The sequence below is a fragment of the Lolliginicoccus lacisalsi genome (assembly GCF_014841105.1).
Taxonomy (GTDB): Bacteria; Actinomycetota; Actinomycetes; order Mycobacteriales; family Mycobacteriaceae; genus Lolliginicoccus; species Lolliginicoccus lacisalsi.
This window is the reverse complement of sequence record NZ_JACYWE010000001.1, coordinates 715,609-738,973: the sequence shown is the minus strand read 5'-3', so window position 1 is coordinate 738,973 and position 23,365 is coordinate 715,609. Positions and strand designations below refer to the sequence as shown.

24 protein-coding genes and 1 tRNA gene are annotated in these 23,365 nt (G+C 68.5%); 18 read left to right on the top strand and 7 right to left on the bottom strand.

Translation table 11 applies throughout. From position 1 onward, the window contains the following. The first annotated feature begins 448 nt into the window (after window positions 1-448). From HT102_RS15800 to HT102_RS03385, 17 genes are all read left to right on the top strand, one after another. A complete protein-coding gene (locus HT102_RS15800) occupies window positions 449-1,054 on the top strand; it encodes a tetratricopeptide repeat protein (protein ID WP_225443069.1) in 606 nt (201 codons plus the stop codon). Window positions 1,055-1,074: 20 nt separating this feature from the next. Further along, on the top strand, window positions 1,075-2,157 hold the full coding sequence (locus HT102_RS03460) for an HAD-IIA family hydrolase (RefSeq protein WP_192037969.1): 1,083 nt from the start codon (window positions 1,075-1,077) through the stop codon (window positions 2,155-2,157). Between the two features lie 70 nt (window positions 2,158-2,227). Continuing rightward, the gene (locus HT102_RS03455) at window positions 2,228-2,425 is read left to right on the top strand and encodes a hypothetical protein (protein WP_192037968.1); all 198 of its coding nucleotides are present in this window, start codon (window positions 2,228-2,230) and stop codon (window positions 2,423-2,425) included. Between the two features lie 13 nt (window positions 2,426-2,438). Beyond that, the gene (locus HT102_RS03450) at window positions 2,439-3,257 is read left to right on the top strand and encodes a TlyA family RNA methyltransferase (protein WP_192037967.1); all 819 of its coding nucleotides are present in this window, start codon (window positions 2,439-2,441) and stop codon (window positions 3,255-3,257) included. Further along, window positions 3,257-4,207, top strand: coding sequence for an NAD kinase (locus HT102_RS03445; RefSeq protein WP_192038044.1), 951 nt, complete (start codon window positions 3,257-3,259; stop codon window positions 4,205-4,207). The genes HT102_RS03450 and HT102_RS03445 overlap by 1 nt, the downstream gene beginning before the upstream one ends. Before the next feature lie 2 nt (window positions 4,208-4,209). Then, on the top strand, window positions 4,210-5,994 hold the full coding sequence (gene recN / locus HT102_RS03440; protein WP_192038043.1) for a DNA repair protein RecN: 1,785 nt from the start codon (window positions 4,210-4,212) through the stop codon (window positions 5,992-5,994). A 102-nt stretch (window positions 5,995-6,096) separates the two neighbouring features. Further along, window positions 6,097-7,293 carry a putative cytokinetic ring protein SteA gene (gene steA, locus HT102_RS03435; protein WP_192037966.1) on the top strand — a complete coding sequence of 399 codons (1,197 nt, stop codon included), beginning with the start codon at window positions 6,097-6,099 and terminating at the stop codon, window positions 7,291-7,293. 173 nt (window positions 7,294-7,466) lie between these two features. Further along, on the top strand, window positions 7,467-9,224 hold the full coding sequence (locus HT102_RS03430) for a CTP synthase (protein ID WP_192037965.1): 1,758 nt from the start codon (window positions 7,467-7,469) through the stop codon (window positions 9,222-9,224). Beyond that, window positions 9,221-9,859, top strand: coding sequence for an NUDIX domain-containing protein (locus HT102_RS03425; RefSeq protein ID WP_192037964.1), 639 nt, complete (start codon window positions 9,221-9,223; stop codon window positions 9,857-9,859). The genes HT102_RS03430 and HT102_RS03425 overlap by 4 nt, the downstream gene beginning before the upstream one ends. 7 nt (window positions 9,860-9,866) lie before the next feature. Then, window positions 9,867-10,784 (top strand): site-specific tyrosine recombinase XerD, encoded by a 918-nt coding sequence (gene xerD, locus HT102_RS03420; RefSeq protein WP_192037963.1) that lies wholly within the window; start codon window positions 9,867-9,869, stop codon window positions 10,782-10,784. Between the two features lie 161 nt (window positions 10,785-10,945). Further along, the gene (locus HT102_RS03415) at window positions 10,946-11,839 is read left to right on the top strand and encodes a ParA family protein (protein WP_192038042.1); all 894 of its coding nucleotides are present in this window, start codon (window positions 10,946-10,948) and stop codon (window positions 11,837-11,839) included. Beyond that, window positions 11,836-12,648, top strand: a complete 813-nt coding sequence (locus HT102_RS03410) for a segregation and condensation protein A (protein WP_192037962.1) — start codon at window positions 11,836-11,838, stop codon at window positions 12,646-12,648. The genes HT102_RS03415 and HT102_RS03410 overlap by 4 nt, the downstream gene beginning before the upstream one ends. Further along, window positions 12,641-13,318, top strand: a complete 678-nt coding sequence (scpB, locus tag HT102_RS03405; RefSeq protein WP_192037961.1) for an SMC-Scp complex subunit ScpB — start codon at window positions 12,641-12,643, stop codon at window positions 13,316-13,318. The genes HT102_RS03410 and scpB overlap by 8 nt, the downstream gene beginning before the upstream one ends. Window positions 13,319-13,327: 9 nt before the next feature. Continuing rightward, the gene (locus tag HT102_RS03400) at window positions 13,328-14,746 is read left to right on the top strand and encodes a pseudouridine synthase (protein WP_192037960.1); all 1,419 of its coding nucleotides are present in this window, start codon (window positions 13,328-13,330) and stop codon (window positions 14,744-14,746) included. Next, window positions 14,743-15,426 (top strand): (d)CMP kinase, encoded by a 684-nt coding sequence (gene cmk, locus HT102_RS03395; protein WP_192037959.1) that lies wholly within the window; start codon window positions 14,743-14,745, stop codon window positions 15,424-15,426. The genes HT102_RS03400 and cmk overlap by 4 nt, the downstream gene beginning before the upstream one ends. Beyond that, the gene (gene der, locus HT102_RS03390) at window positions 15,423-16,850 is read left to right on the top strand and encodes a ribosome biogenesis GTPase Der (protein ID WP_192037958.1); all 1,428 of its coding nucleotides are present in this window, start codon (window positions 15,423-15,425) and stop codon (window positions 16,848-16,850) included. Before cmk ends, der begins: the two co-directional genes overlap by 4 nt. Window positions 16,851-16,975: 125 nt before the next feature. Next, a tRNA-Pro gene (locus HT102_RS03385) sits at window positions 16,976-17,049 on the top strand. Window positions 17,050-18,807: 1,758 nt separating this feature from the next. Here HT102_RS03385 and HT102_RS03380 read toward each other — a convergent pair. From HT102_RS03380 to HT102_RS03355, 7 genes are all read right to left on the bottom strand, one after another. Next, the gene (locus tag HT102_RS03380; RefSeq protein ID WP_192037957.1) at window positions 18,808-19,563 is read right to left on the bottom strand and encodes a hypothetical protein; all 756 of its coding nucleotides are present in this window, start codon (window positions 19,561-19,563) and stop codon (window positions 18,808-18,810) included. Next, window positions 19,560-19,934, bottom strand: coding sequence for a helix-turn-helix domain-containing protein (locus tag HT102_RS16380; protein WP_408611291.1), 375 nt, complete (start codon window positions 19,932-19,934; stop codon window positions 19,560-19,562). Before HT102_RS16380 ends, HT102_RS03380 begins: the two co-directional genes overlap by 4 nt. Next, window positions 19,931-20,104, bottom strand: coding sequence for a hypothetical protein (locus HT102_RS03375; protein WP_192037956.1), 174 nt, complete (start codon window positions 20,102-20,104; stop codon window positions 19,931-19,933). The genes HT102_RS16380 and HT102_RS03375 overlap by 4 nt, the downstream gene beginning before the upstream one ends. After that, a complete protein-coding gene (locus tag HT102_RS03370) occupies window positions 20,101-20,382 on the bottom strand; it encodes a hypothetical protein (protein WP_192037955.1) in 282 nt (93 codons plus the stop codon). Before HT102_RS03370 ends, HT102_RS03375 begins: the two co-directional genes overlap by 4 nt. Window positions 20,383-20,545: 163 nt before the next feature. After that, window positions 20,546-21,874 (bottom strand): hypothetical protein, encoded by a 1,329-nt coding sequence (locus HT102_RS03365; RefSeq protein WP_192037954.1) that lies wholly within the window; start codon window positions 21,872-21,874, stop codon window positions 20,546-20,548. Continuing rightward, window positions 21,871-22,416, bottom strand: coding sequence for a hypothetical protein (locus HT102_RS03360; protein WP_192037953.1), 546 nt, complete (start codon window positions 22,414-22,416; stop codon window positions 21,871-21,873). Before HT102_RS03360 ends, HT102_RS03365 begins: the two co-directional genes overlap by 4 nt. Before the next feature lie 70 nt (window positions 22,417-22,486). After that, on the bottom strand, window positions 22,487-22,705 hold the full coding sequence (locus HT102_RS03355; RefSeq protein ID WP_192037952.1) for a MerR family transcriptional regulator: 219 nt from the start codon (window positions 22,703-22,705) through the stop codon (window positions 22,487-22,489). A gap of 115 nt (window positions 22,706-22,820) precedes the next feature. Here HT102_RS03355 and HT102_RS03350 point away from each other — a divergent pair, with 115 nt between their 5' ends. Continuing rightward, window positions 22,821-23,348: a cyclin family protein gene (locus HT102_RS03350; protein WP_192037951.1), complete on the top strand. Its 528-nt coding sequence runs from the start codon at window positions 22,821-22,823 to the stop codon at window positions 23,346-23,348. Window positions 23,349-23,365: the final 17 nt, after the last annotated feature.

Below are 23,365 nucleotides of genomic sequence, written 5' to 3'. Positions count from 1 at the left end.
CGCGTTCCCAGTCTGGAAGGACCCTGGCGTGAATGATCGCAACGACCGTCGTGATGGAAGCGACCGGTCATCCAACTGGAATCGCGATAGCAGCAGCGATCGGCGCGGCGGCTCGCCTGCCAGCGATCGACGTTCGAGCGGTGGCAGGCCCGCTACCGGCGGGCGCCCCGCTGGAGCATCGCGGCACGGTGCATCCCGCAGCGATCAGCCCCGTGGGGGTGGCCCGGGAGGCCAGGGGAGCGGTCGACGCGATGACAGTTCTCGCGGCGGGGCCCGCGGCGACCGGGACCGATCAGGCGGCGGGCGCTTCGCCGCTGGCCAGGGCCAGCAACGTTCACCAGGCGCAGGAGCGCGAGACGGGCGGCCAGACCGTCCCCGGGATCCGTTCGTTCCAGCAACCGTCGACGCGGCGGAACTGCCCATCGAGATTCGCCGGGACCTATCGGCATTGGACAAGCCCTCCGCGGAGCTCGTGGCCCGGCACCTGGTCCGCGCGACACAGCTCGTGGACGAGGATCCGCAGCTCGCTCTCGAGCATGCGCGGGCTGCTCGGCGGCGCGCCTCCCGCATCGCGGTGGTGCGAGAGGCCGCTGGAGTCGCTGCCTACACCGCGGGCGAGTGGGCGGAGGCGCTCAATGAGCTGCGGACTGCCCGGCGCATCGGAGGCAGCAATGCGTTGCTGCCCATGATGGCGGATTGCGAGCGGGGACTCGGCAGGCCCGAGCGTGCCATCGAGCTGGGGAGGTCCGCGGAGGCTCGCTCCCTCGACGCCGACGCCTCGGTTGAGCTCATGATCGTGGTGTCCGGCGCGCGCATGGACCTCGGCCAGCATGAGGCTGCCGTCGTGTCCCTGCAGGGACGCCTGCTCGATACTCTCGTCGAAGGCCCCTCCGCTGCACGGCTGCGCTACGCCTATGCCGAGGCACTCCTCGCGGCAGATCGAGTCGACGAGGCAATCCAATGGTTCATGAAGTCCGCGGAATCCGATCCCGAGGAGACCGACGCCGAGGAACGAGCCATCGAGATCGCCGCCGAGCGCCCGATCGACGACTAGTCATCCGGAAGCTGCCACTCATGCCAGACTCGTTGGGCTCCGACCACGATGTATTGCTGCTCGACCTCGATGGCACCCTATACACCGGGGCCACCGCGGTGCCCCATGCGGCCGAGTCCTTGCGCTCCCTGGCGGATGAAGTGGGCGGCAACCGATCTCCGCGGCTGCTGTATGTGACCAACAATGCGAGCCGCGCGCCCACGGATGTCGCAGCGCACCTCGTTGGGTTCGGCTTCACCGTCGATGCTGGCGACGTCGTCACCAGCGCGCAGGCCGCGGCCCGGTTGATCGCTAGCCGCCTGCCTGCCGGCTCAAGGGTGCTCGTCGTCGGTACCGAGGCGCTCGCCGAGCATGTGGCGCAAGCTGGCCTCGTGCCCGTTCGTGATGCATCCGCCCAGCCAGCAGCTGTGGTCCAGGGCCACTCGCCCCATACCGACTGGCACATTCTGGCCGAAGCGGCCTTAGCGATCCGTGGAGGTGCTCTGTGGGTCGCTGCCAATCGGGACACGACCTTGCCGAGCGATCGCGGCCTGCTTCCGGGAAACGGTGCGATGGTGGCAGCCCTGGAGGCTGCCACGTCAGCGAGCCCACTGGTCGCGGGCAAGCCGGAGAAGGCGATCTTCCACGATGCGCTTGCCCGGGGCTCGTTCCGTTGCCCGCTCGTGGTGGGTGACCGGCTCGATACGGACATCGCGGGTGCCCAGGCGCTGGGCCTGCCTAGCTTGTACGTGGGGACCGGGGTGTCGCAGCCCCTGGATGTCCTCGCCGCACCACCGGGATCGCGGCCCGATCACCTCGGAGCTGCCCTGCGCGCGCTCCTCGAGCCCGCAAGCACGACGAGGGCGGGAGCCGCTGCGCCCATCGCGGCGTCCAGCGCCGATGGCGCAACGTTGATCATCACCGCGTCCGCCGCACGCATCGATCCGATCGTCGCGCTGCGCGCCATCGCGCCCACGGCCTGGGAATTCCTCGATCGCGTCGGCGGGCCAGTGACGGTGCGGCCCGAGGGACCGGCCGCGGAGTCGGTGGTCCGTCAGTGGACGGCGCGAGCGCGCAGCAGCGCATGCGGACGGATATCGGCTAGCGTGAGTGGCGATGAGTAGACCCACGCCGACCCCGGGGCCGCGGCCCGGCCCCAGCCTTGAGCCCCGCCCTAGTATCGAGCCTGGCCGCATGACCGAGCCCCGCCCCAGTATCGAGCCTGGCCAGGTCCAGCGTGAGATCCAGCAGGTTCTCGATCAGATCGACGCCGCGGTGAGCGACGCCGGGGCCTCGGCTGCCGGGCACGCGGGCGTGGCACCGCGGGTGGAGCTGTTCGAGCAAGCACACGCGATCCTGGTCGAGGCCCTCGGTGCTATCGACGACGTCTAGGAAGTGACTGGCAATGCCCCGAAGAGTCCGAGTGGACGCTGAGCTGGTGCGTCGAGGTCTGGCCCGGTCGCGCGAGCATGCGGTCGAGCTGGTGTCGGCTGGTCGCGTGCAATCCGCGGGCGCGACGATCGCCAAGCCCGCCACCGCGATCGAGCAGCACGCCCCGCTGCACGTCGTGGCTGCCGAGGAGGAGAGCTGGGCGTCGCGGGGCGCCCGGAAGCTGCTGGGGGCGCTCGACGCCTGGCAGCCGCACGGGCTGCGGGTCGAGGGGCGGCGCTGCCTGGACGCAGGGGCCTCCACGGGTGGCTTCACCGACGTGCTGCTCGCGCGGGGGGCGCGCGAGGTGGTCGCTGCGGATGTGGGATACGGGCAATTGGTGTGGCGGCTGCAGAACGATCCTCGAGTACTGGTGCTTGATCGGACCAATGCGCGCGCGCTCGACGCGGCCACGATCGGCGGGACGGTCGAGCTGATCGTCGCGGACCTGTCCTTCATCTCGCTGGAGCTGGTCCTGCCGGCGTTCGCGGCGTGCGCGGCGAAGGACGCCGACCTGCTGCCGATGGTCAAGCCGCAGTTCGAGGTCGGCAAGGACCGGCTTGGCTCGGGCGGCGTGGTCCGCGACCCGGCATTGCGTGCCGAGTCCGTCGAGCGGGTCGCGCTCCGGGCGGAGGCCCAGGGCCTTGGAGTTCGAGGCGCGGTGGCAAGCCCGCTGCCTGGGCCGTCGGGCAACGTCGAGTACTTCCTGTGGCTGCGCCAGGGAGCCGCGGGCGAGCGCTCGCCCGAGGAGATCCGCGAGCTGGTGCGGTCCGCGGTCGCGGAGGGGCCGCAGTGATCGCGACCGGCGGAGCGGTCCCGGCGGAGGACGGCGACCGGGAAGTCCTGCTTGTCGCGCATACCGGTCGCCCCGAGGTGGTGCCCACGATCCAGCATGTGGCTCGGATCCTGGCGCACTATGGCATCGGCCTGCGGATCCTGGCGCACGAGGCCGCGAGCACGCACGTGGAGGAAAGCGGGCTGCCGGGATACGAGACCGTGATCGAGGCCGGGCCCGATGCCGCCAAGGGATGCGAGATGGTGCTGGTCCTCGGCGGGGACGGATCCATGCTGCGCGCGGCGGAGTTCGCCCGCAATGCCAACATCCCGGTCCTCGGCATCAACCTGGGCCGGATCGGGTTCCTCGCGGAGACCGAGACAGAACATCTCGAGGACGCTCTCGGGCAAGTGGTGCGGCGCGAGTACAGCGTCGAGCATCGGATGACGCTGCACATGCGCGCCTGGTCCAAGGGCGGGATCATTGCCGAGGGCTGGGCGCTGAACGAGGCCAGCATCGAGAAGGCCCCGCGGCTCGGTGTGCTGGAGGTCGTTCTCGAGGTCGATGGCAGGCCCGTTTCCGCGTTCGGCTGCGATGGGGTGCTGGTATCGACCCCCACCGGTTCCACCGCGTACGCCTTCTCCGCGGGCGGGCCGATCGTGTGGCCGGAGCTCGAGGCCCTGCTCGTGGTTCCCAGCAACGCACATGCGTTGTTCGCGCGGCCCATGGTCACGAGCCCCAATTCGGTGGTGGCCGTCGAGATCGACCCGCAAGGCCATGACGCGCTCGTGTTCTGCGACGGGCGCCGTATCACCCAGGTGCCGGCCGGGGGGCGCGTCGAGTTCCGCAAGGATGATCGGCCGGTGCTCTGGACGCGGCTGGACTCGGCCCCGTTCGCGGACCGGCTCGTGCGCAAGTTCGAGCTGCCCGTGCAGGGCTGGCGCGGCCGAACGATCCGAGAGGAAGGATGACCATGCTCGCCGAGATCCGCATCAGCAACCTCGGTGTGATCGAGGCCGCCGCGGCGGAGTTGCACCCGGGCCTGACCGTGCTGACGGGAGAGACCGGCGCGGGCAAGACGATGGTGGTGACGAGCCTGCACCTTCTCGGTGGCGCGCGGGCGGACGCCCGGCGCGTGCGTGCTGGTGCGGAGCGGGCCGTGGTGGAGGGCCGGTTCTCCCTGGACCACGCGGGTGACGTGACGCGTGACGAGGTCGCGGAGATCCTCGATTCCACCGGTGCCGAGGCTGATAGCGACGCTTCCGTGATCGCGGTGCGCACCGTCAGCGCGGAGGGCCGCTCCCGCGCCTTCCTCGGTGGCCGCAGCGTTCCCGCGACGTCGCTCGGGCGGTTCACGGGAGCGCTCCTGACCGTCCATGGCCAGAATGATCAATTGCGCCTGCTCAAGCCTGATCAGCAGCGGCATGCCCTCGACCGGTTCGCCGGCGATTCCGTGGCGTCGCTGATCGAGCGGTACCGGGCGGCGCGCAAGGAGTGGCGAGCCCTCGCGCGGGAGCTCGAGGAGCGGACGTCGCGCTCGCGCGAGCTGGCCCAGGAGGCGGATCGCCTGGCATTCGGCATCAAGGAGATCGAGGACGCCGGGGCATCCCCGGGCGAGGACGTCGATCTCGCTCGCGATATCCGCAGGTTGAGCGATCTGGATTCGCTGCGGGAGACCGCGGTGACCGCGCTCGCGGCGATCATGGGCCCGGGGGAGCATGTTCCCGATGCGATGGAGGGCAGTGACGCCCTCGCGCTCCTCGGCCAGGCCCGCCAGGCGCTCGAGTCCGCCGATGACCCGGCCCTGCAAGGCCTCGCCGCGCGCGCTGATGAGGCCGTGGTGCTCGTCAATGATCTGGGCGCGGAGCTGAGTGGCTACCTCGCCGATCTGCCGAGCGATCCTGGTGCGCTGGACTCGATGCTGGGCCGCCAGTCCGAGCTGAAGGCACTGACCCGCAAGTACGCGGCGGATGTCGATGGCGTGCTGGTGTGGGCGGAGGAGGCGCGGGAGCGGCTGCAGCGCATCGACGTCTCGTCCGGGGCGCTCGAGGCCCTCTCGGACCGGGCGCGTGCCGCCGCGAAGGAGGTGGCGCGCCTGGCGATGGAGCTGTCGCGCGCGCGGCGGAAAGCAGCCACCGAGCTCGCCCGTGCCGTGACGGCAGAGCTGTCCTCACTAGCGATGGGGCGGGCTTCCCTGGATATCGTTGTCGAGCAGAATCCCGCGGACCCCGGCTCCGAGGGGGCCATCGTGGTGGCAGGCGGCTGGTGCCTGGCGGGACCGGCGGGCATCGACACCGTGGAGTTCCGTCTCGCCGCGCATGCCGGGGCGACGCCGATGCCCCTTGCCCGGAGCGCCTCGGGCGGCGAGCTATCCCGGGTCATGCTGGCTCTCGAGGTAGTGCTCGCGGGCGGCGACGGCACGGCGACGCTGGTGTTCGATGAGGTCGATGCGGGCGTGGGCGGGCGTGCGGCGATCGAGATCGGCCGGTGCCTCGCCCGGCTCGCGCGCACGCACCAGGTGATCGTGGTGACGCACCTTCCCCAGGTAGCGGCCTACGCGGATACGCATCTGGTGGTGGACAAGCAGGATTCCGGTGACTCAGGACTAGTGAGCGGAGTGCACGCGGTCGATGACCGCGACCGCGTGGCCGAGCTGGCCCGGATGCTCGCGGGAATGGGCGAGTCGGATACCGCGCGGGCGCACGCCGAGGAGCTGCGTGCCGCGGCGATCACGGAGCGGACCGGGCTCGCGGGCTGAGGCGCTGGTCGGGCAGCGAGCGCGAACCGGGAACCGTTGCGTAACTTTTTGATCTCGGCGCGCCTCCGACCGCTCGGCCCCGGAGGGGTTCATTATCGGGACATGAAGATGCCGTCACTGCTGTCGCGCAATAGCTCCACCCTGCCTGGCGTGATCGGTAGCGCCCGGGTCGACCGTGATGCCGCGAGGGCCGCGCGCCGTGCCGGCCGTGGCGATGTGGTCATCCTGAGCCAGCCGGATCTCGACGGGAAGACGTGCGAGGCGTTGATCCGCGCGCAGGTCGCTGCCGTGGTCAATACCGGATCCTCGATCTCGGGCCGGTATCCGAGCATGGGGCCGCTGCATCTGGTCCAGGCGGGCGTGGTGCTGATCGATGGCGCTGGCGAGGCGATCCTTGACGACGTCAAGGACGGCGCGAAGGTGCGCGTGCACGAGGGCGAGGTGTTCCTCGGGCAGCGGATCGTCGGGCAGGGCATCGAGCTGGCCGAGCCGGAGATCCTGGAGCTGCTGTCGGAGGCGAAGCGCTCCCTCGCGGCGCATCTCGACGAGTTCTCGGTGAACATGACGGACTTCCTGCACGAGGAGGGGCAGCTGGTCATCGAGGGCGCGGGCATTCCGGGCCTGGATCTCGACCTGCGCGACCGACAGGTCGTGGTGGTGGATGCCAATCCCGGGTTCGAGAAGGACCTGCGTCGCGTCCGGCCGTTCCTCAAGGAGTACCAGCCGATCCTCATCGGCGTGAATGGGGGAGCGGACGCCTTGTTCCGGTCCGGTGCGAAGCCGGACCTCATCATTGGCGATCCTGACACGATGAGCGCGGAGACGCTGAAGTGTGGCGCGATGATCGTGCTGCCCGCCGAGGCCGACGGTCATGCGAAGGGGCTGGATCGGGTGCAGGACCTCGGGGTGGGCGCGTTGACGTTCCCGTCCTCGGCGAACCCTGCTGACCTCGCGTTGCTGCTCGCGTACCACCGGGGGGCGTCATTGATCGCGACGGTGGGCGTGAAGGGTTCGCTGGAGGACTTCCTGGACCGGGACAACGCCATGGAGGCCCCGTCGACGTTCCTGACGCGCGTCCGGGTGGGCGACCGTCTCGTGGATGGCCGCGCGCTCGCGACGCTGTACCGGAGCCGAGTCTCGGCGACGGCCATCGCGCTGTTCGTGCTGGCGCTGATGGCGGCGGCGATCGTGGTGCTGCTGATCGTCAATGGCGTGGAGGATCCGGTGGGGTGGGGCGTGGAGCGGTGGAACACGTTCGCGCTGTGGGTGCAGGATCAGGTCCAGAACCTGCGGCAGTAGCGGCGCGGCGGGAGCCAGCAAGCGGGATGTTCCCTCATGGTGGGATGGTGGGCCGGGAAATCGCTGGTCCGACGTGGCGGTTTCCTCATCGCGGGCCCAATGGTGTTACCGTGAAATCCCGTGGGTCAGCAGGCCCCATTCGTAGTCTGCTCGATTAGGTCACGGGAGTCTCTTTGCCATTCTCACGTCATAGCGCGAAGACCGAGACGAAGCACATCTTCGTCAGCGGCGGCGTCGCGTCATCACTCGGTAAGGGGCTCACGGCCTCAAGCCTGGGACAGCTCCTGACGGCCCGCGGACTGCGGGTCACGATGCAGAAGCTGGATCCCTATCTCAATGTTGATCCCGGAACGATGAACCCGTTCCAGCACGGCGAGGTCTTTGTCACCGAGGATGGTGCGGAGACCGACCTCGATATCGGCCACTACGAGCGATTCCTCGACCGGGACCTCCCCGGATCGGCGAACGTCACCACTGGCCAGGTGTACTCGACGGTCATCGCGAAGGAACGCCGCGGCGAATACCTCGGTGACACGGTGCAGGTCATTCCGCACATCACCGACGAGATCAAGAACCGCATCCTCGCGATGTCCGGCCCAGATCTGCAGGGCCATGTGCCGGATGTGGTGATCACCGAGATCGGTGGCACCGTCGGCGATATCGAGTCGCAGCCGTTCCTCGAGGCAGCACGGCAGGTCCGGCATGACGTCGGGCGGGGCAACGTGTTCTTCCTGCACGTGTCGCTCGTGCCGTACCTCGCGCCGTCGGGCGAGCTGAAGACCAAGCCGACGCAGCATTCGGTGGCGGCGCTGCGCAACATCGGCATCCAGCCGGACGCACTGATCCTGCGGGCCGACCGGGACGTGCCCGAGGCGCTCAAGCGCAAGATCGCCCTGATGTGCGACGTCGACGAGGAGGGCGTGGTGTCCACCGCGGACGCCCCGTCGATCTACGACATCCCCAAGGTGCTGCACCGGGAGGGCCTCGATGCCTACGTGGTCCGGAAGATGGGCCTGCCGTTCCGCGATGTGGACTGGACGGTGTGGGGCGACCTGCTCGACCGGGTCCACAGGGCGCGCGAGACCGTCCGCATCGCCCTGGTCGGCAAGTATGTCGACCTGCCCGATGCCTATCTGTCGGTGACCGAGGCCCTGCGCGCGGGCGGCTTCCATCACCGGGCCAAGGTCGATATCAAATGGGTGCCCTCCGATGACTGCGCCACCGAGGCCGGCGCTGCCGCGGCGCTCAACGATGTCGACGGCATCCTCATCCCCGGTGGATTCGGAATCCGCGGGATCGACGGCAAGCTCGGTGCCATCCGCTACGCCCGGTCGCGCAAGGTCCCGTTGCTCGGCCTGTGCCTCGGGCTGCAGTGCGTGGTCATCGAGGCGGCCCGCTCGGTGGGGCTCGACAACGCCAACTCCTCGGAGTTCGAGCCGGAGACCCCGCACGCGGTGATCTCGACGATGGCGGACCAGCTCGACATCGTCGCTGGGCACGCGGACATGGGCGGCACGATGCGCCTCGGCGCGTACCCCGCGAAGCTGGACAAGGGCTCGGTCGTCGCGCAGGCATACGGGGCGACGGACGTCTCGGAGCGGCATCGTCACCGCTTCGAGGTCAACAACGCCTACCGGGATCGCATCGCCGCGAGCGGCCTGCGCTTCTCCGGCACATCCCCCGACGGCAAGCTCGTTGAGTTCGTCGAGTATCCCAAGGACGTGCATCCCTTCTTCGTGGCCACCCAGGCGCACCCTGAGCTCAAGAGCCGCCCGACCCGTCCGCACCCGCTGTTCGCCGCGTTCGTCAAGGCGTCGATGCGCTACTCGGCAGGGGAGCGGCTGCCCGTGGAGATCCCCGGGACAGACGGCAAGGCCGACGAGCCCAAGGCAGCAGAGCCACGGAAGAAAGCAGGCAACCCCGCATCATGACGGGCAGCGACCGCCACGATTTCCGCACCATCGAGTCCCGCATCGCCTACGAGGGAGCGGTGCTCGCCCTGCGTGTCGATGACGTTGCCATGCCTGGGGGAGTGACGGCGACGCGGGAGGTCGTGGAGCATTTCGGAGCGGTCGCTGTGCTCGCCCTCGACGAGGACGACAAGCTGATCATGGTGCAGCAGTACCGGCATCCGGTGCAGGAGCGATTGTGGGAACTGCCCGCCGGCCTCCTCGACGAGCCTGGCGAGGACCCATTGGACGCGGCCAGGCGGGAGCTTGGTGAGGAGACCGGGCTCGCGGCAAGCTCCTGGCAAGTGCTCATCGACGTCGCCGTCTCGCCCGGCATGTCCGACGAGGTCACCCGTGTATTCCGCGCTCAGGGCATCACCGCGGTCGACCGCCCCGAAGCGGAGCATGAGGAAGCCGACATGGTGTCCGACTGGATCAGCCTCGAGGACGCTGCCCGCCAGGTGCTCGACGGCACCATCGTCAACGCCACCGCGGTGGCGGGCGTCATGGCGCTCGTGGCAGCTCGTGCCTCCGGTGCGGCGCTGCGGCCAGCTCGGGCCCCGTGGCCGTTGCGTCCCACGCGGCTCGCGCGGCGCCGCTTCGCGGATGGTGCCTGACAGTCCCATGCTCGCGCATCAGGTCTCCGCGTACCTCGACCACCTCGCTGTCGAGAAGGGTGCTTCGCCGAACACGCTCAGCTCGTACCGGCGGGACCTGACGCGCTACGCGCGCCACCTGCAGGGCCGGCACATCAGCAACCTCGCCGATGTGGCGGAGAGCGACGTCGAGCAATTCGTGGTGGCGCTGCGGGCCGGCGACCCCGAGGAGGGACGGCCGGCGCTCTCGCCGAGCTCGGTGGCCCGGGCGCTCATCGCGGCGCGCGGGCTGCACCGGTTCGCGCTCGCCGAGGGCATCATCGCGGCGGACGTGGCGCGGGCGGTCAAGCCACCGAGCCCGAGCAAGCGGCTGCCCAAGGCCCTGCCCGTCGACGACGTGCTCGCGATCCTCGACTCGGCGGGCGGCGAAGCCGATGGGCCGCGCGGCCTGCGCGACAAGGCGCTCCTCGAGCTGCTCTACTCGTGCGGGGCACGCATCAGCGAGGCCACCAGCCTCGACATCGACGACCTTGATGTGGAATCCCGCTCTGTCCTGCTGCGGGGCAAGGGCGGCAAGGAGCGGCTCGTGCCCGTCGGCAGGCCCGCTATGCAAGCGCTCGAGGCCTACCTGGTGCGGGGCCGGCCCGCGCTGGTGCGCCGCTCCACCCCGGCGGTGTTCCTCAACGCGCGCGGCGGTCGATTGTCGCGGCAGAGCGCCTGGCAGATCCTGCAGACAGCGGCAGGGCGATCGGGGCTCGCCGTGGCTGTATCCCCGCACACCCTGCGCCACTCGTTCGCGACGCACCTGCTCGAGGGCGGGGCTGACGTGCGCGTGCTGCAGGAGCTCCTCGGGCATGCGTCGGTGACCACGACCCAGGTGTATACCGCGGTCACGGTGACGGCGCTGCGCGAGGTCTGGGCGGAGGCGCACCCGCGTGCCCGCTAGGCTCGTGTCGAACCTGCTGTTCAACGGCAGCAAACGGTACCGTTAGCACATCGCAGCCATGGGAAAGCCCGCAAGCAGGACGGCGCAGTGAAGGAGAATCAACCACCGTGAAGACACCGCAGCATCTCGCCGCGGAGTCCGAGCGACCAGCAACCCCCAGCATGGAGCACCACGACGGCCACCTGGCCGGCACGGATGCCCCGCAGGAGGAGACGCTTGGTCCAACGGGACGCCCGGTGCGCGAGATCCCCGAGCCGCAGCCTCTGCGCGGCCACGGCCCCGCGAAAGTCGTATCGCTCTGCAACCAGAAGGGCGGCGTCGGCAAGACGACCTCCACCATCAACCTCGGCGCCGCGCTCGCCGGGTACGGTCGCCGCGTCCTGCTCGTCGACCTCGACCCCCAGGGCGCGCTCTCCGCCGGACTGGGCGTCGCCCACCACGAGCTCGAGCAGACGGTGTACAACCTGCTCGTCGAGCCCCGTGCCTCCACCGAGGACGTCATCATGCGCACCCGTGTCGACGGCATGGACCTGCTGCCCAGCAACATCGATCTCTCGGCAGCCGAGATCCAGCTCGTCAATGAGGTGGGGCGCGAGCAGACCCTCTTCCGGGCGCTGCATCCCGTGCTCGACCGCTACGACTATGTCCTCGTCGACTGCCAGCCCTCGCTCGGCCTGCTCACGGTCAACGCGCTCGCCTGCTCCGATGGCGTCATGATCCCGATGGAGTGCGAGTACTTCAGCCTCCGCGGGCTCGCGCTGCTCAACGACACAGTCGCCAAGGTGCGCGAGCGGCTCAACCCGCGGCTGCAGATGGCCGGCATCCTGGTCACCATGTTCGACCCCCGCACCCTCCATGCCCGCGACGTGATGACGCGCGTCGTCGAAGTCTTCGGTGACCTCGTATTCCACACCACCATCAACCGCACGGTGCGGTTCCCCGAGACCAGCGTCGCCGGGGAGCCCATCACGAGCTGGGCGCCCAAGTCCGCCGGCGCGATCGCCTACCGGGCACTGGCACGGGAACTGATCGCGGGGTTCGGTAAGGGCCGGTGACCGACCAGCCCAGCCCGGACGGCGATGATGGGCGCGTGTTCAGCGTGCGGCTGAGCAACTTCGAAGGCCCCTTCGACCTGTTGCTGCACCTGATCAGCCAGCAGAAGCTCGACGTCACCCACGTTGCGCTGCACACGGTGACCGATGACTTCATCGCTTACACCAAGCGGCTCGGCGCGGAGCTTGGACTCGACCAGACCACCGAGTTCCTCGTTGTCGCCGCGACCCTCCTCGACCTCAAGGCCGCCCGGCTGCTGCCCTCCGCCGAGGTCGACGACGAGGAGGACCTCGCGCTGCTCGAGGCGCAGGACATACTGTTCGCCCGCCTTCTTGAGTACCGCGCGTACCGGCACGTCGCCGAGCTATTCAGCGCCATGGAGGAGCAGGCCAGGTACCGCTACCCGCGCGCCACGTCCCTCGAGGACCGCTACGTCGACCTGCTCCCCGACGTGGTCCTCGGGGTCACGCCGGATCAGTTCGCCGAGCTCGCCGCCGCGGCGTTCCGGCCCCGCCCCGACCCCGAGGTCAGCATCGCCCACATGCACGGGGAGCTCGTGACGGTGCCCGGGGAGGCCCGCGCCATCCTCGCCCGGTTCGCCACCGCGGGGACCGGCGAGTGGCTGACGTTCCACGAGATCGTCGCGGATTGCGACAGCGTGCTGCGCATCGTGGTGCGATTCCTCAGCCTGCTCGAGCTGTTCCGCGAGAAAGCCATCGACATCGATCAGGACGAGCCGCTCGGCGCGCTGCGCGTGCGCTGGACCGGCATCGAGCCAGCACTATCGGACGCAGGGGACGACTATGGATGATCACGACGACCACGACGATGTGGCAGCGCCGGGGCCCGAGCAGTGGCCCGAGGAACGGGTCGAGGCAGCCCTCGAGGCGCTCCTGCTCGTCGTGGATACTCCCGTGGCCTCCCGCGATCTCGCCACCGCGCTCGACCTGCCCGAGGACCGCGTGCGGCGTGCGCTGATCCGTCTAGCGGCTAGCTACGAGAATCGACGCAGTGGCATTGACCTGCGGTTTGCTGGTGACGGTTGGCGCATGTACACCCGGAGCGAATACTCTTCCTATGTCGAACGACTAATCCTGGACGGCGCGCGGTCAAAACTGACCCGGGCTGCCCTCGAGACCCTCGCCGTCGTTGCCTACCGGCAGCCCGTGACGCGATCCCGCGTCAGCGCGGTCCGCGGCGTCAACGTCGACGGTGTCATGCGGACACTGCTCGCCCGAGGTCTCATCGCCGAAGCCGATCCCATCCTGGACGTTCCCGGTACACACTATGTGACGACGGAACTGTTCCTCGAGCGGCTGGGCATCGCATCGCTCGACGAGCTCCCGCCGATCGCGCCGCTCCTCCCGGATGTGGACGTGATCGACGAACTGGGCGACGAGCTGAACGACGAGCTCGCCGTCCGCATAGCGAAGGCCGAGCGCCGCAGGCAAGGCGCTCGTGCCGAGCCAACCACTGAATAGGAACACAGCATGAGAACTCCCGCTCGCCGAGATGGCACACCGGACAATGGACGCGGTCGCCGCGGCCATGGCGCCCCCCGCTCCAGCGACAGCCGCACCACTGAGGGCCGCACGGGCCAGGGACGTGGCGCCCCCCGCAGCAACCAGGACCGCTCGGGCCAGGATCGATCCAGCTGGGGCCGCGCGCCCCAGTCAGGCTCGGGCAGGCCCTCGGAAGGACGCTCCTCCGCAGGACGCTCCTTCCCGGGACGCTCCGCTGCCGGGCAGGGACGGCCGGACCAGCCGCGCGGCGCGGATCGCCGCGGCAGCTCGGACCACCCCCGCGGCGCCGACCGTCGCCACGAGGCACCGCGCCACGACGGCCCGCGCAGCGACGGCCCGCGCAGCGACGGCCCGCGTGGTGGAGGCCCCCGCAGCGAGAGCCCGCGCGGCGGCTTCCGCGGCAGCCCCGCGCAGCGCGGCTCCGCGCCCGAGGGCCAAGGCAGGTCGCGCGACCCGCAGCAGCGTGGCGCAGGCAGGCCCTACAGCGATCAGGGTACCCAGCAGGGCAATCGCGGATCGTCCAGCTGGCGTCCCCCGAGCACCCGGCCGAAGCCCGCGCGCCGCGCCGCCCCGCCGATCAGCAATGCCCGCCCCGCCCCCGAGGGCGCGCCCCTGGAAGGTGCCGCGCTGCCCGATACCGCCACGTTCAGCGAGGACGGTGTGCGGCTGCAGAAGGTCCTCGCCCGCGCGGGCGTCGGCTCCCGCCGTGTGTGCGAGCAAATGATCGACCAGGGCCGCATCGAGGTCAACGGCCAGCGCGTCAAGGTCCAGGGAATGCGGATCGACCCCGCCACCGCGGTGGTCAAGGTCGACGGCATGCGGGTCATGATCACCGAGGACCTCGTGCATCTCGCGCTGAACAAGCCCCGCGGCTGGCAATCCACCATGCAGGACGAGATGAACCGCCCCTGCGTCGGGGACCTCGTCGCCGAGCGCATCGCCGCGGGCCAGCGGCTCTTCCATGTCGGGCGCCTCGACGCCGAGACCGAGGGCCTGCTGCTGCTCACCAATGACGGCGAGCTCGCCCATCGCCTCATGCACCCCTCCTACAAGGTGCGCAAGACCTACCTCGCCAACGTCGAGGGCATGATGAGCCGCGCCACCGAGCGGGAGATGCGCGCGGGCATCGAGCTCGAGGACGGCCCCGTCGAGATCGACGAGATCACCACCGTCGACATGAACGAGGGCAGCTCGCTGGTCAAGATCGTGCTGCACGAGGGGCGCAAGCACATCGTGCGGCGGCTCCTCGAGCATGTCGGCCACCCCGTCACCGAGCTCGTGCGCACCCAGATCGGCAACGTGCACCTCGGCGAGCAACGACCCGGCACCATGCGCGTGCTCAACCGGCAAGAAGTAGGAAACCTGTACAAGGAGGTAGGGCTGTGAGCGAGCTTGTCGTCGCCATCGACGGACCAGCCGGAACAGGCAAGTCCAGCGTGTCCCGCAAGGTCGCCAAGGAGCTCGGCGCGCGCTACCTCGACACCGGGGCGATGTACCGCATCGCTACGCTGCACGCCCTGCGCACCGGTGCCAACCTCGACGACCCGAGCGAGCTCGCCACCCTCACCGCCAGCCTCCCGCTGGCCATCGGCGACGATCCCGAGAGCGAGCAGGTCCTGCTCAGCGGCGAGGACGTGGCCCGCGACATCCGCGGCAACGACGTCACCGCCGCTGTCTCCGCCGTCGCCGCGGTGCCCGCGGTGCGCGACCAGCTCGTCGAGCTGCAGCGCGGGCTCGCCGAGCAGTCCGACCGCATCGTCGTCGAGAGACGCGACATCGGCACCGTCGTCCTCACGGGCGCCGATGTGAAGATCTTCCTCACCGCCACCCCCGAGGCCCGCGCCCAGCGCCGCCTCGATCAGGACATCGCCGAGGGGCGCGCGAGCACCTTCGAGGCCGTGCTCGCGGACGTCAAGCGCCGCGACGAGTACGACTCCACGCGCGCCATATCCCCGCTCCGGCCCGCCGATGACGCCATCATCGTCGACACCAGCGAGCTCACCCTCGACGACGTCGTCACCAACCTTCTCGGTATCGTCCGGGAACGAACAGGAACCACCGCATGACCGAGCCCACTGACAACACCTTGTTCCTCCCCGGCGACGGGCACTGGACCGACGAGGGCGACTGGGAGGTCGACCTTCTCGACGACGGCACCCCCATGGGCGAGGAGCCCCGCGCGGTCGTCGCTGTGGTCGGGCGCCCCAACGTCGGCAAGTCCACCCTCGTCAACCGCATCATCGGGCGCCGCGAAGCTGTCGTCGAGGATGTTCCCGGCGTCACCCGCGACCGCATCTCCTACGACGCCGAATGGGGCGGACGGCCTTTCAGCGTCCAGGACACTGGCGGCTGGGAGCCCACCGCCAAGGGCCTGCACCAGTCCGTGTCGCGCCAGGCCGAGCACGCCATGCGCACCGCCGACCTCATCCTCGTGGTCGTCGACGCGACGGTCGGAGCCACCGCCACCGATGAAGCGGTGTCGCGCATCCTCCGCCGGTCCAAGACACCGGTCATCCTCGTGGCCAACAAGGTCGACAGCAACAAGCTCGAATCCGATGCCGCCGCGCTGTGGAGCCTCGGCATCGGCGAGCCACGGCTGATCAGCGCCACCCACGGTCGTGGTGTCGCCGACCTCCTCGACCTCATCATCGAGACCCTGCCCACCAAGCCGCGCGACGATATCCAGCGCACCGGCGGGCCCCGCCGCATCGCGCTAGTCGGCAAGCCCAACGTCGGCAAGTCCAGCCTCCTCAACAAGCTCACCGGCGATGAGCGATCCGTCGTCCACGACGTGGCCGGCACCACCGTCGATCCCGTTGACTCGCTCGTCGCCCTCGGCGGCAAGACGTGGCGCTTCGTGGATACCGCGGGACTGCGCAAGCGGGTCATCACCGCTAGCGGTGCCGAGTACTACGCCTCGCTGCGCACCCGCGGTGCCATCGAGTCGGCGGAAGTGGTCGTTGTGCTCATCGACGCCTCGCAGCCCATCAGCGAGCAGGACCTCCGCATCCTCACCATGGTCGAGGAAACAGGGCGAGCACTGGTCATCGCTTTCAACAAGTGGGACCTCGTCGAGGAGGAGCGCCGGCTCCAGCTCGAGAAGGAGATCGACCGCGACCTCATCCGCTTCCCCTGGGCGCAACGGGTCAACATCTCCGCCCACACCGGGCGCGCGGTGCAGAAGCTAGTCCCCGCCATGGAGACCGCGCTCGAGTCCTGGGACACCCGCGTCTCCACCGGACGCCTCAACAACTGGCTCCGCGAGACCACCTCCGCCACCCCGCCCCCCATGCGCGGCGGACGGCTGCCCCGCATCCTCTACGCCACTCAGGCCACCAACCGGCCACCCACGTTCGTGCTGTTCACCACCGGCTTCCTCGAGGCGGGCTACCGGCGCTTCCTCGAGCGCAAGCTGCGCGAATCCTTCGGGTTCGAGGGCAGCCCGGTGCGGGTCAACATCCGCGTCCGCGAGAAGCGATCCCGCAAGTAGGGGATGGGTGCCAGGAGCGCTCCAGGGCCGCGAAACACCAGGCCCCCGCGCGATTGGCACCAGCGCTATCCGGTGTTGTACTCTGGCTGAGCTGACAGCGAGCCCACCAGCTCGGAAGTCAGCGGCGGGCTGTGGCGCAGCTTGGTAGCGCACTTGACTGGGGGTCAAGTGGTCGCAGGTTCAAATCCTGTCAGCCCGACACAGGAGAACGGCCAGGTAAACCCTGGTTTTTCGGGAAGCTAGAACGAATGAGGGTCAATCTCCGACAGGGGGTTGACCCTCATTTTGACCCTCGATGGGTTTTTGAGGCCGTGGAAGCAGTCTCGATTCGTTCCGTCCAGTGTCGGATGCCGACCAGCGAACGTTACGCGGGCACAACGAGTCACAGCGAGGCGCGAGGCGCATTCTGACGGCCTAGAATCCGCACACATCGCAACTACCCACCGAGGCGCTACTACCGTCACCACGGCGGTCGTAGGCGCGAATGGCGCTCATCAGAGATGAGGGCGCGGGCCTGGGGGTTTCTTCGAGTACCCCCGCCAGCTCGGCAACGGGGTGCATCGTCAGTACACCTTTCGCGGCAGGCGATGACCTCAGTAGTACTTAGGGCAGGGGAGCGGCGAGAACCAGGGGCGGGCCATGTCCACCGCCCTCGTGCTCGCTGATGCTGTTGGACGTGAGGACGGCAAGTGGAGGTACGGAGCCGTCGCGAAAGCCAAACGTTCCGAATCCGGAACGTCTGCAAGTCAATGGTCGCAATGGTTGGCTGAGGCCGGGCTGGTCCTGGACTACTGCCCCGCCCTGGCGGATCAGGTAGTGAACGGAAGCAGACTCAGCCCACGGCGTGAACCTCATGCCTGCACAGCCTGTACCGCTCATCGCCCTCGCCAGGCGGCAAGACCCTAAGCCACACGGATGGTATTGCGGGGAACTCGGCCCAGGGGGAGCCGAGGTGTGCGAGCTCGAACCGTCGTCACGACGACCACGGTTGCCGTCACCATGCCGGTACGTCACCCAACCAAAGCCCAACCCCTGCAACAACCAGCGAAAGGCGCGGGGTCACAACCACCCCACACCAACCAGGGTCAAACCAACCCCGGACCACGACCAGACCAACGCTGCGACAAGCAGCCACCGACATGACGTCGGCAACCAGAGGGCCTACCCGCTCACTCCTCGCACCGCACCACCCGGCCACCAGGCGGCAACACCCCACCACCGACCCAACGCCGAACATCGAACCCACTCAGCACCAGATCCAACGGCCCACCCGGCCAACCATGCCCCAAAGCCCACACCTGGCGCGCCTCCCGCCACTCCTCGACAGACTCCCACTGCGAGGACCGGAACACCCAAAGCTCATCCGGCACAGACCCATCCCACGAAACACGCCTACGCATCGCCAACCCCCTTGAGCCCTGAGTACACGCCCCGAACACCGCCAGCATTGGAGCCCGACAACCGCCCGTCCTCCTCGACAGGAATGCGCAACGACGCCAGTAACCGCGCCAAAACCAAACGTTGCTGACGAGCCTCCACCAGCGCTGGATTCGCCACCCGGCCACCCCTCGCACCCTCAACCACCGGACCCTCACGAACAATCTCAGCCTCGAGGAGCTCCAGCGCATCCGCCGTCCGGCACGCCTGCACCAGCAACGAAAGCTCCTGCTCAGCGAGCACCCACTCGCCCAGCACAGCCGACCACAACCGACGACCCGGACCCTTCAAACCCCGCGGGGGACGACGACTCTCAGCCACTAGAGGGCTCCTTTCTAGCGGTTCGTTTGGGCACGGGGGGGATATAGGCCCGTATGCCTTGGGATAGGCCGGCGGTGCTTGGGGTCCCCCCCGTACCCCTTGTGGGTGTGTTTGTGCTGGTCAGGCGGGCGGTGCGTGTTGTCGGTTGTGTTGGGTGCATGTGCTGCTTCGTTGGTGTGTGGTTGTGGTGTTGGTGTGGTCAGAGCGCTGGTCCGGTGAACATTGGGCGGATGCGGGCGCGGGCGGGTGGCTGGGCATCGTCGTGGGCCTTCTTGTGCGCGGCGGCCTGGGCCTGCGCCTCGGTGGGCAGCGGGAACCACGGTTCTGCGCCGTCGTTGATCGCGGTAATGATTCGCTCTGTCGTGGTCATGTCTTTGGTGATCGACACAACCTTGTGAGGGTTCATGTACTCGCGGCAGTTGAAGCCAAATTCTTGCCCCCAGATCGGCACGTTGCCGCCGGTGATTCCGTGGGCGAGGTCCCAGAGCTCGAGGAGGTGCGCGGCGTGTGTGTCGGCTTGGGCTGCGATCTTCGCGCCCGTGGTGTTTCCGGCGCGGATCAGCTCGGTTGTGTCGAGCGTAGGAAGCGCTGCTGCTTGGTTGAGCGCTTCGATGTGCTTCTCGGCTTTGGGATTGAGCTGGTCAATGATGTCGTCGCTGTTGGCGAGGAGGGCGTGGTCGAGGCGGGCAAGGAGGGCGGTGTGGGCTTCGCGGTGGGATGCGGCGATGTCGCGGGCGAGGGCCATGCGGGTGGCGATCTTGTTGATCTCGGTATCGGTGGCCCCGTTGATCCAGGCTTGGGTGAGGTGGGAGATGTTGGGTGGTGAGGTTGGTGCGCGCTTGGTGTGGGCGTGGAGCTTGGCCTCGGCGTCGAGGATGGGTTGCGGTAGGGCGATGCCGGTGGTGCGGAGCTTGGCGAGGCGGTGGGAGGAGAGGTACTTGCGGTAGTCGCTCATGGGGTTCCTTTGTGTTGGTGTAGGACTTCGTGGGGGATGAGCCAGCGTCCGGCGTGGAGCTGGGCGGATAGTTTGGGTGCTAGTCGTCGGATGGTGCGGGGGGAGCAGCCGAGGATGCGAGCGGCTTCCCGGGTGGTGCAGTAGGGGTTTTCGTCTTGTGACGATTCTGCGATGGCGGGTGGTGTGGGGGTGTCCGTGTGGCCCGTGGCGGCCAGGGCGGTGATGGCGGCGTGGTGGAGGTCGTGGAGCTCGGGCCAGGGGGTTATGCCGTTGCGGGTTTGGTTTCGGATTGCGTGGCGGCAGGCGATGACGAGGGCGTCGAGGTGGTGGTGCTCGATGGGGCCGGCTGGGCCGGGGGGGCGGGCGGTCATGGTTCGTCTCCGGGCTGGGTGGTGGGCTCGTCGCGGGTGAAGGTGGGGGAGACGAATGCGAACTCGTCGCCGTGGTCGAAGCAAAGGCGCTTATGGGTGGGGAGCGTGGCGGGCCAGCGTTGGGCGCATCCGCGCTCGGGGCAGCGGGCGAGCTCGGGTTCGTGGGTCATGCCGCGGCCTCCTTGTTGGGGCGTCCTGGGCGTGCGGGTGGTGTGGTGTCGCGGCCTGCCCGGAATCCTCCGATGGACTGCGAGCACTCGATCCGGTGGTCGCACTGCTGGCAGAGCTTGCGGGCTTGAGTGTGGCGGTTGAGTCGTTGCTCGCTGGTCTCTCCGTCGATGTGGCTATCGAAGAGCGGCGCGCGGCCTCGGCATTGCGCGTGCGGCATAGCGGGCTGGTCGGCGAGCATCAGCTCGAGCAAGCGAACGGCGTCTATGGGGCGGGGCATATTGGTCCTCTCTCTGGTGTTTGGGGTGGTTTTTCGGTCCACCCCTATGAGCTGGGGGTTTGCGGGGCCGTCCCTGGTCCACCCCTGTACCCCTGTACTTGTGGTACATGTCGTCTGATCTGCGAATATGCGCCTGTACTGGCGGTACAGGGGTACAGGTCGTTCAGTCGCTGAGCGCGTACTCATCGGTCCCGCCACGGTCTATTCGCCGTACTTCTCCGCCGTCGATCAGATGCCACAAGGCATCGTCGAACTGGTCTCGCACGTCCTTCTTGAGCGAGGTCCTAACCTTGTGCCGGGGTGATGCGCCATGCCTGGCGAGGTATCGGCGGATGCCTCCCACGGCCCTGTTCAGGTTCGCCTCATGCCGCTTGTCCTCGACGATCTCGTTTCGTTCGGCTTCCAGATGAGCGCGGGCACGGTTCGCGGCTCGCGACTTCTCGCTCAGCTCTCGCTCAACGTCGGCGCGGGTACGGCGAGACACATGCATCAGGATCGCGGCCAAATGCCAGTCCTCCGCGCTGACGACACTGCGGCCAGCGAGCACCATGAACGCAGCGGCCACCTTCAACCGGGTCAGCAGGGCATGGCCGTCGAGAGGATTCGCGTCAGCCTTGCCGGTGACTACGGCATGGCGGTGGGTGGTGATTTCCTCGCGGGCCTCATCGGGAACAACAAGGTGCTCATCGTTCGCGCTGAACCGGGGCAAGGACACGGTGAGCGGACCAGGTATTGCCGCATCGGGCGCGCGCCTGGGGATGCGGGAATCCTGCACGTGCAGCCACACGAACCGCTGGGGCGTTCCACCGTCAGCGTCGCCAATGATCGGACCGGCCTTGGCGGGCTGCACCCCAACGATCAAGCACAGCCTGTAAGAGTGGCGGGGCAGTACGTGCCGGGTGTGCTTCTGCCCGTTCTGGAAGCCCAGCGACTCACCGGACCACGCCTTGCGCAGCTCTCCCAGCAGCGTGGACCCTTGCCTCGATCCGAGGGCGGCGAGGGTGTCAACCTCGGGCGCGGTGAACAAAGCACGGGTGCGGCCCTGCTCGTCGGTGTCGTCCTCATCGGTGGCAGGCGCGCGGTAGGTGCGGGCGATGCCTTCCCCAGATCCGATGGTGAACTCGTCCACGTCGATGGGGTTGCCCCAGGGGTCGAGGAACTGCACGGCATCGCGGGCCGCTCCTTCAGCGGCTCCCTTGCCACCACCGGAGGGGCCGACCAGGGCGAGGAACAGGTTGGTAGATGCGGTGGTGCCGACGATGGCGGGCAGCATGACGTGTGGTTCGATGCTGGCGGCGGCGCGGGCGAGGATGCAGCCGAGCACGGCCCACGGTGCTGCCATGCGGGCGTGCGCGAAGCCGCGGATGCGTTCAAGCTCGGGACGCGAGGACCAGAACATTTCCTCGAGGGTGTCGGGGTCGATGCTGGCGGGGTCGTCGTCGAGGATGTCGGCGGCGACGGCGAGGGGTTCGCTGGGTACTGCGTGAATCATGCAGGAACCTCCGTCAGGCTCGGGGAAGCAGAACGCGATTGACTGGCGTTGTCGAGGGCGCGAAGCTCACGGCCCAGCTCGGCATAGCGTCGAGCCTTCTCGGCCTGCGTCATCCGTGGGGCATCCTCGTGCAAGGCTCGCGTGCCTTCCTCGAAGCGGCGGGCGAAAGCCTCAGCGGCGAGCGCGCGGCGCAGCGGTGCGAGCTGTCCGGGGAGCGCTTGGAATGGCTCGACGGCGAGGGCCAGGAGGCGGTGTTGAACCTCGCGGGTGAGTTGCCCGCGGCTGCGTAGATCGGCCTGGACCACGGTCACCGCCGGGTTGGTTCCCTGGCGTGCGAGGCGTTGAGCTGATGCCCAGATCACAGCATCGTGGGGGCGCTCGAACCATCGCTCGGTGACGTCGAGGGCCAGGGTCACAACGTGCGCGGCCTTGGTGTCAAAGATGCAACGCAGGAACGCGGCAGCAGTGTCGAGCGGGCTGGTCTCGGCCCCTATTGCCTCGAGCTCGTTGGTGAATCTGTCGGAGCGCTCGGATATACTCAAGTCAGTTCCTTGGATTGGATGCGGGATGGATTGCTCAGCCCCCGGTGTCGCGCCGGGGGCTTCCTGCTGCTCAAGGGGTTTTCTCGGTGTTGTGCGTGTCCGTGAGGGACACGCGTCCGAGGTCGGCGAGGCTCGCCGTCACCACGCGGTTCTCGCGGCCGATGCGCACTATCCGTCCGGGGAATCCGCCGTCGCGGGCGAGCTGGAATGCCTTCGCGCGGGATATGCCCAGCAGGTCCGCGGACTGGGCGACGGTGATTGTCAATGGCAGGTCGTCTAGCTTGCTCAAGTTCTTTCCTCTCGGTGCAACAGCGTGTCGGTGTGTTGCGTTGCTACAGGTCTAGCATGATCCGGGCTGGTGTGCAACAATCTGTCTCACTGTTGTTGATTCGAGGAGGAGCCCCGTGGATGTTCGCTTGCCCCAGCCGGATTACTCGCAGGGCTGGTCCGTCTACGGGGGCGAGTGGCGCGTGGCAGTCCCGTATTCCTTCACGGTCTCGGCCACGTCCGGTCTTGAGCACGAATACGGCGTAACGGTGGACTTCGATGCGGCGCTAGGCAAGCTGGTGTGCAGCGGCTGCGAGGCACGGCAGATCGCCGGCGGTCCTCCGGTTAACTCCGATGCTTTGCGGCGTGCCACTGTTGACGCTTGGGTGGCCTGGGCGGGGCGCGAAGCAGGCTTGGTGCATCGGATCTCGGGCGAGGATCGGATCACGTGGTTTTCCTTCCCGGATGCGGAGCTGTTCACGGGTGCTCGGTCTGATGAATCGCTGCGGGCGTTGTCGTCGGTAGCGGCGTGGTGCGCGGTGACGGGGCAGAAAATCAGCGGGGTGATGCTGGACCGCTACGGCTTGCCTCGGCCTTCCACGACACGTTGGCTAGCAGCGGCTCGGGATAAGGGTTTACACGTCGAGGAGCACCTTCAGTTCTAGCGGGGCGCGCCCTTGCC

Excerpts from the sequence above, each read along its gene's own strand:
- HT102_RS03375 (WP_192037956.1), bottom strand. The coding sequence starts at position 20,104 with ATGACCCACGAACCCGAGCTCGCCCGCTGCCCCGAGCGCGGATGCGCC.
- HT102_RS03370 (WP_192037955.1), bottom strand. The coding sequence starts at position 20,382 with ATGCCCCGCCCCATAGACGCCGTTCGCTTGCTCGAGCTGATGCTCGCC.
- steA (WP_192037966.1), top strand. The coding sequence starts at position 6,097 with ATGAAGATGCCGTCACTGCTGTCGCGCAATAGCTCCACCCTGCCTGGC.
- der (WP_192037958.1), top strand. The coding sequence starts at position 15,423 with ATGACCGAGCCCACTGACAACACCTTGTTCCTCCCCGGCGACGGGCAC.
- scpB (WP_192037961.1), top strand. The coding sequence starts at position 12,641 with ATGGATGATCACGACGACCACGACGATGTGGCAGCGCCGGGGCCCGAG.
- HT102_RS03460 (WP_192037969.1), top strand. The coding sequence starts at position 1,075 with ATGCCAGACTCGTTGGGCTCCGACCACGATGTATTGCTGCTCGACCTC.
- recN (WP_192038043.1), top strand. The coding sequence starts at position 4,210 with ATGCTCGCCGAGATCCGCATCAGCAACCTCGGTGTGATCGAGGCCGCC.
- HT102_RS03400 (WP_192037960.1), top strand. The coding sequence starts at position 13,328 with ATGAGAACTCCCGCTCGCCGAGATGGCACACCGGACAATGGACGCGGT.
- HT102_RS03380 (WP_192037957.1), bottom strand. The coding sequence starts at position 19,563 with ATGAGCGACTACCGCAAGTACCTCTCCTCCCACCGCCTCGCCAAGCTC.
- HT102_RS03455 (WP_192037968.1), top strand. The coding sequence starts at position 2,228 with ATGACCGAGCCCCGCCCCAGTATCGAGCCTGGCCAGGTCCAGCGTGAG.
- HT102_RS03450 (WP_192037967.1), top strand. The coding sequence starts at position 2,439 with ATGCCCCGAAGAGTCCGAGTGGACGCTGAGCTGGTGCGTCGAGGTCTG.
- xerD (WP_192037963.1), top strand. The coding sequence starts at position 9,867 with ATGCTCGCGCATCAGGTCTCCGCGTACCTCGACCACCTCGCTGTCGAG.
- HT102_RS03365 (WP_192037954.1), bottom strand. The coding sequence starts at position 21,874 with ATGATTCACGCAGTACCCAGCGAACCCCTCGCCGTCGCCGCCGACATC.
- HT102_RS03425 (WP_192037964.1), top strand. The coding sequence starts at position 9,221 with ATGACGGGCAGCGACCGCCACGATTTCCGCACCATCGAGTCCCGCATC.
- HT102_RS03415 (WP_192038042.1), top strand. The coding sequence starts at position 10,946 with ATGGAGCACCACGACGGCCACCTGGCCGGCACGGATGCCCCGCAGGAG.
- HT102_RS16380 (WP_408611291.1), bottom strand. The coding sequence starts at position 19,934 with ATGACCGCCCGCCCCCCCGGCCCAGCCGGCCCCATCGAGCACCACCAC.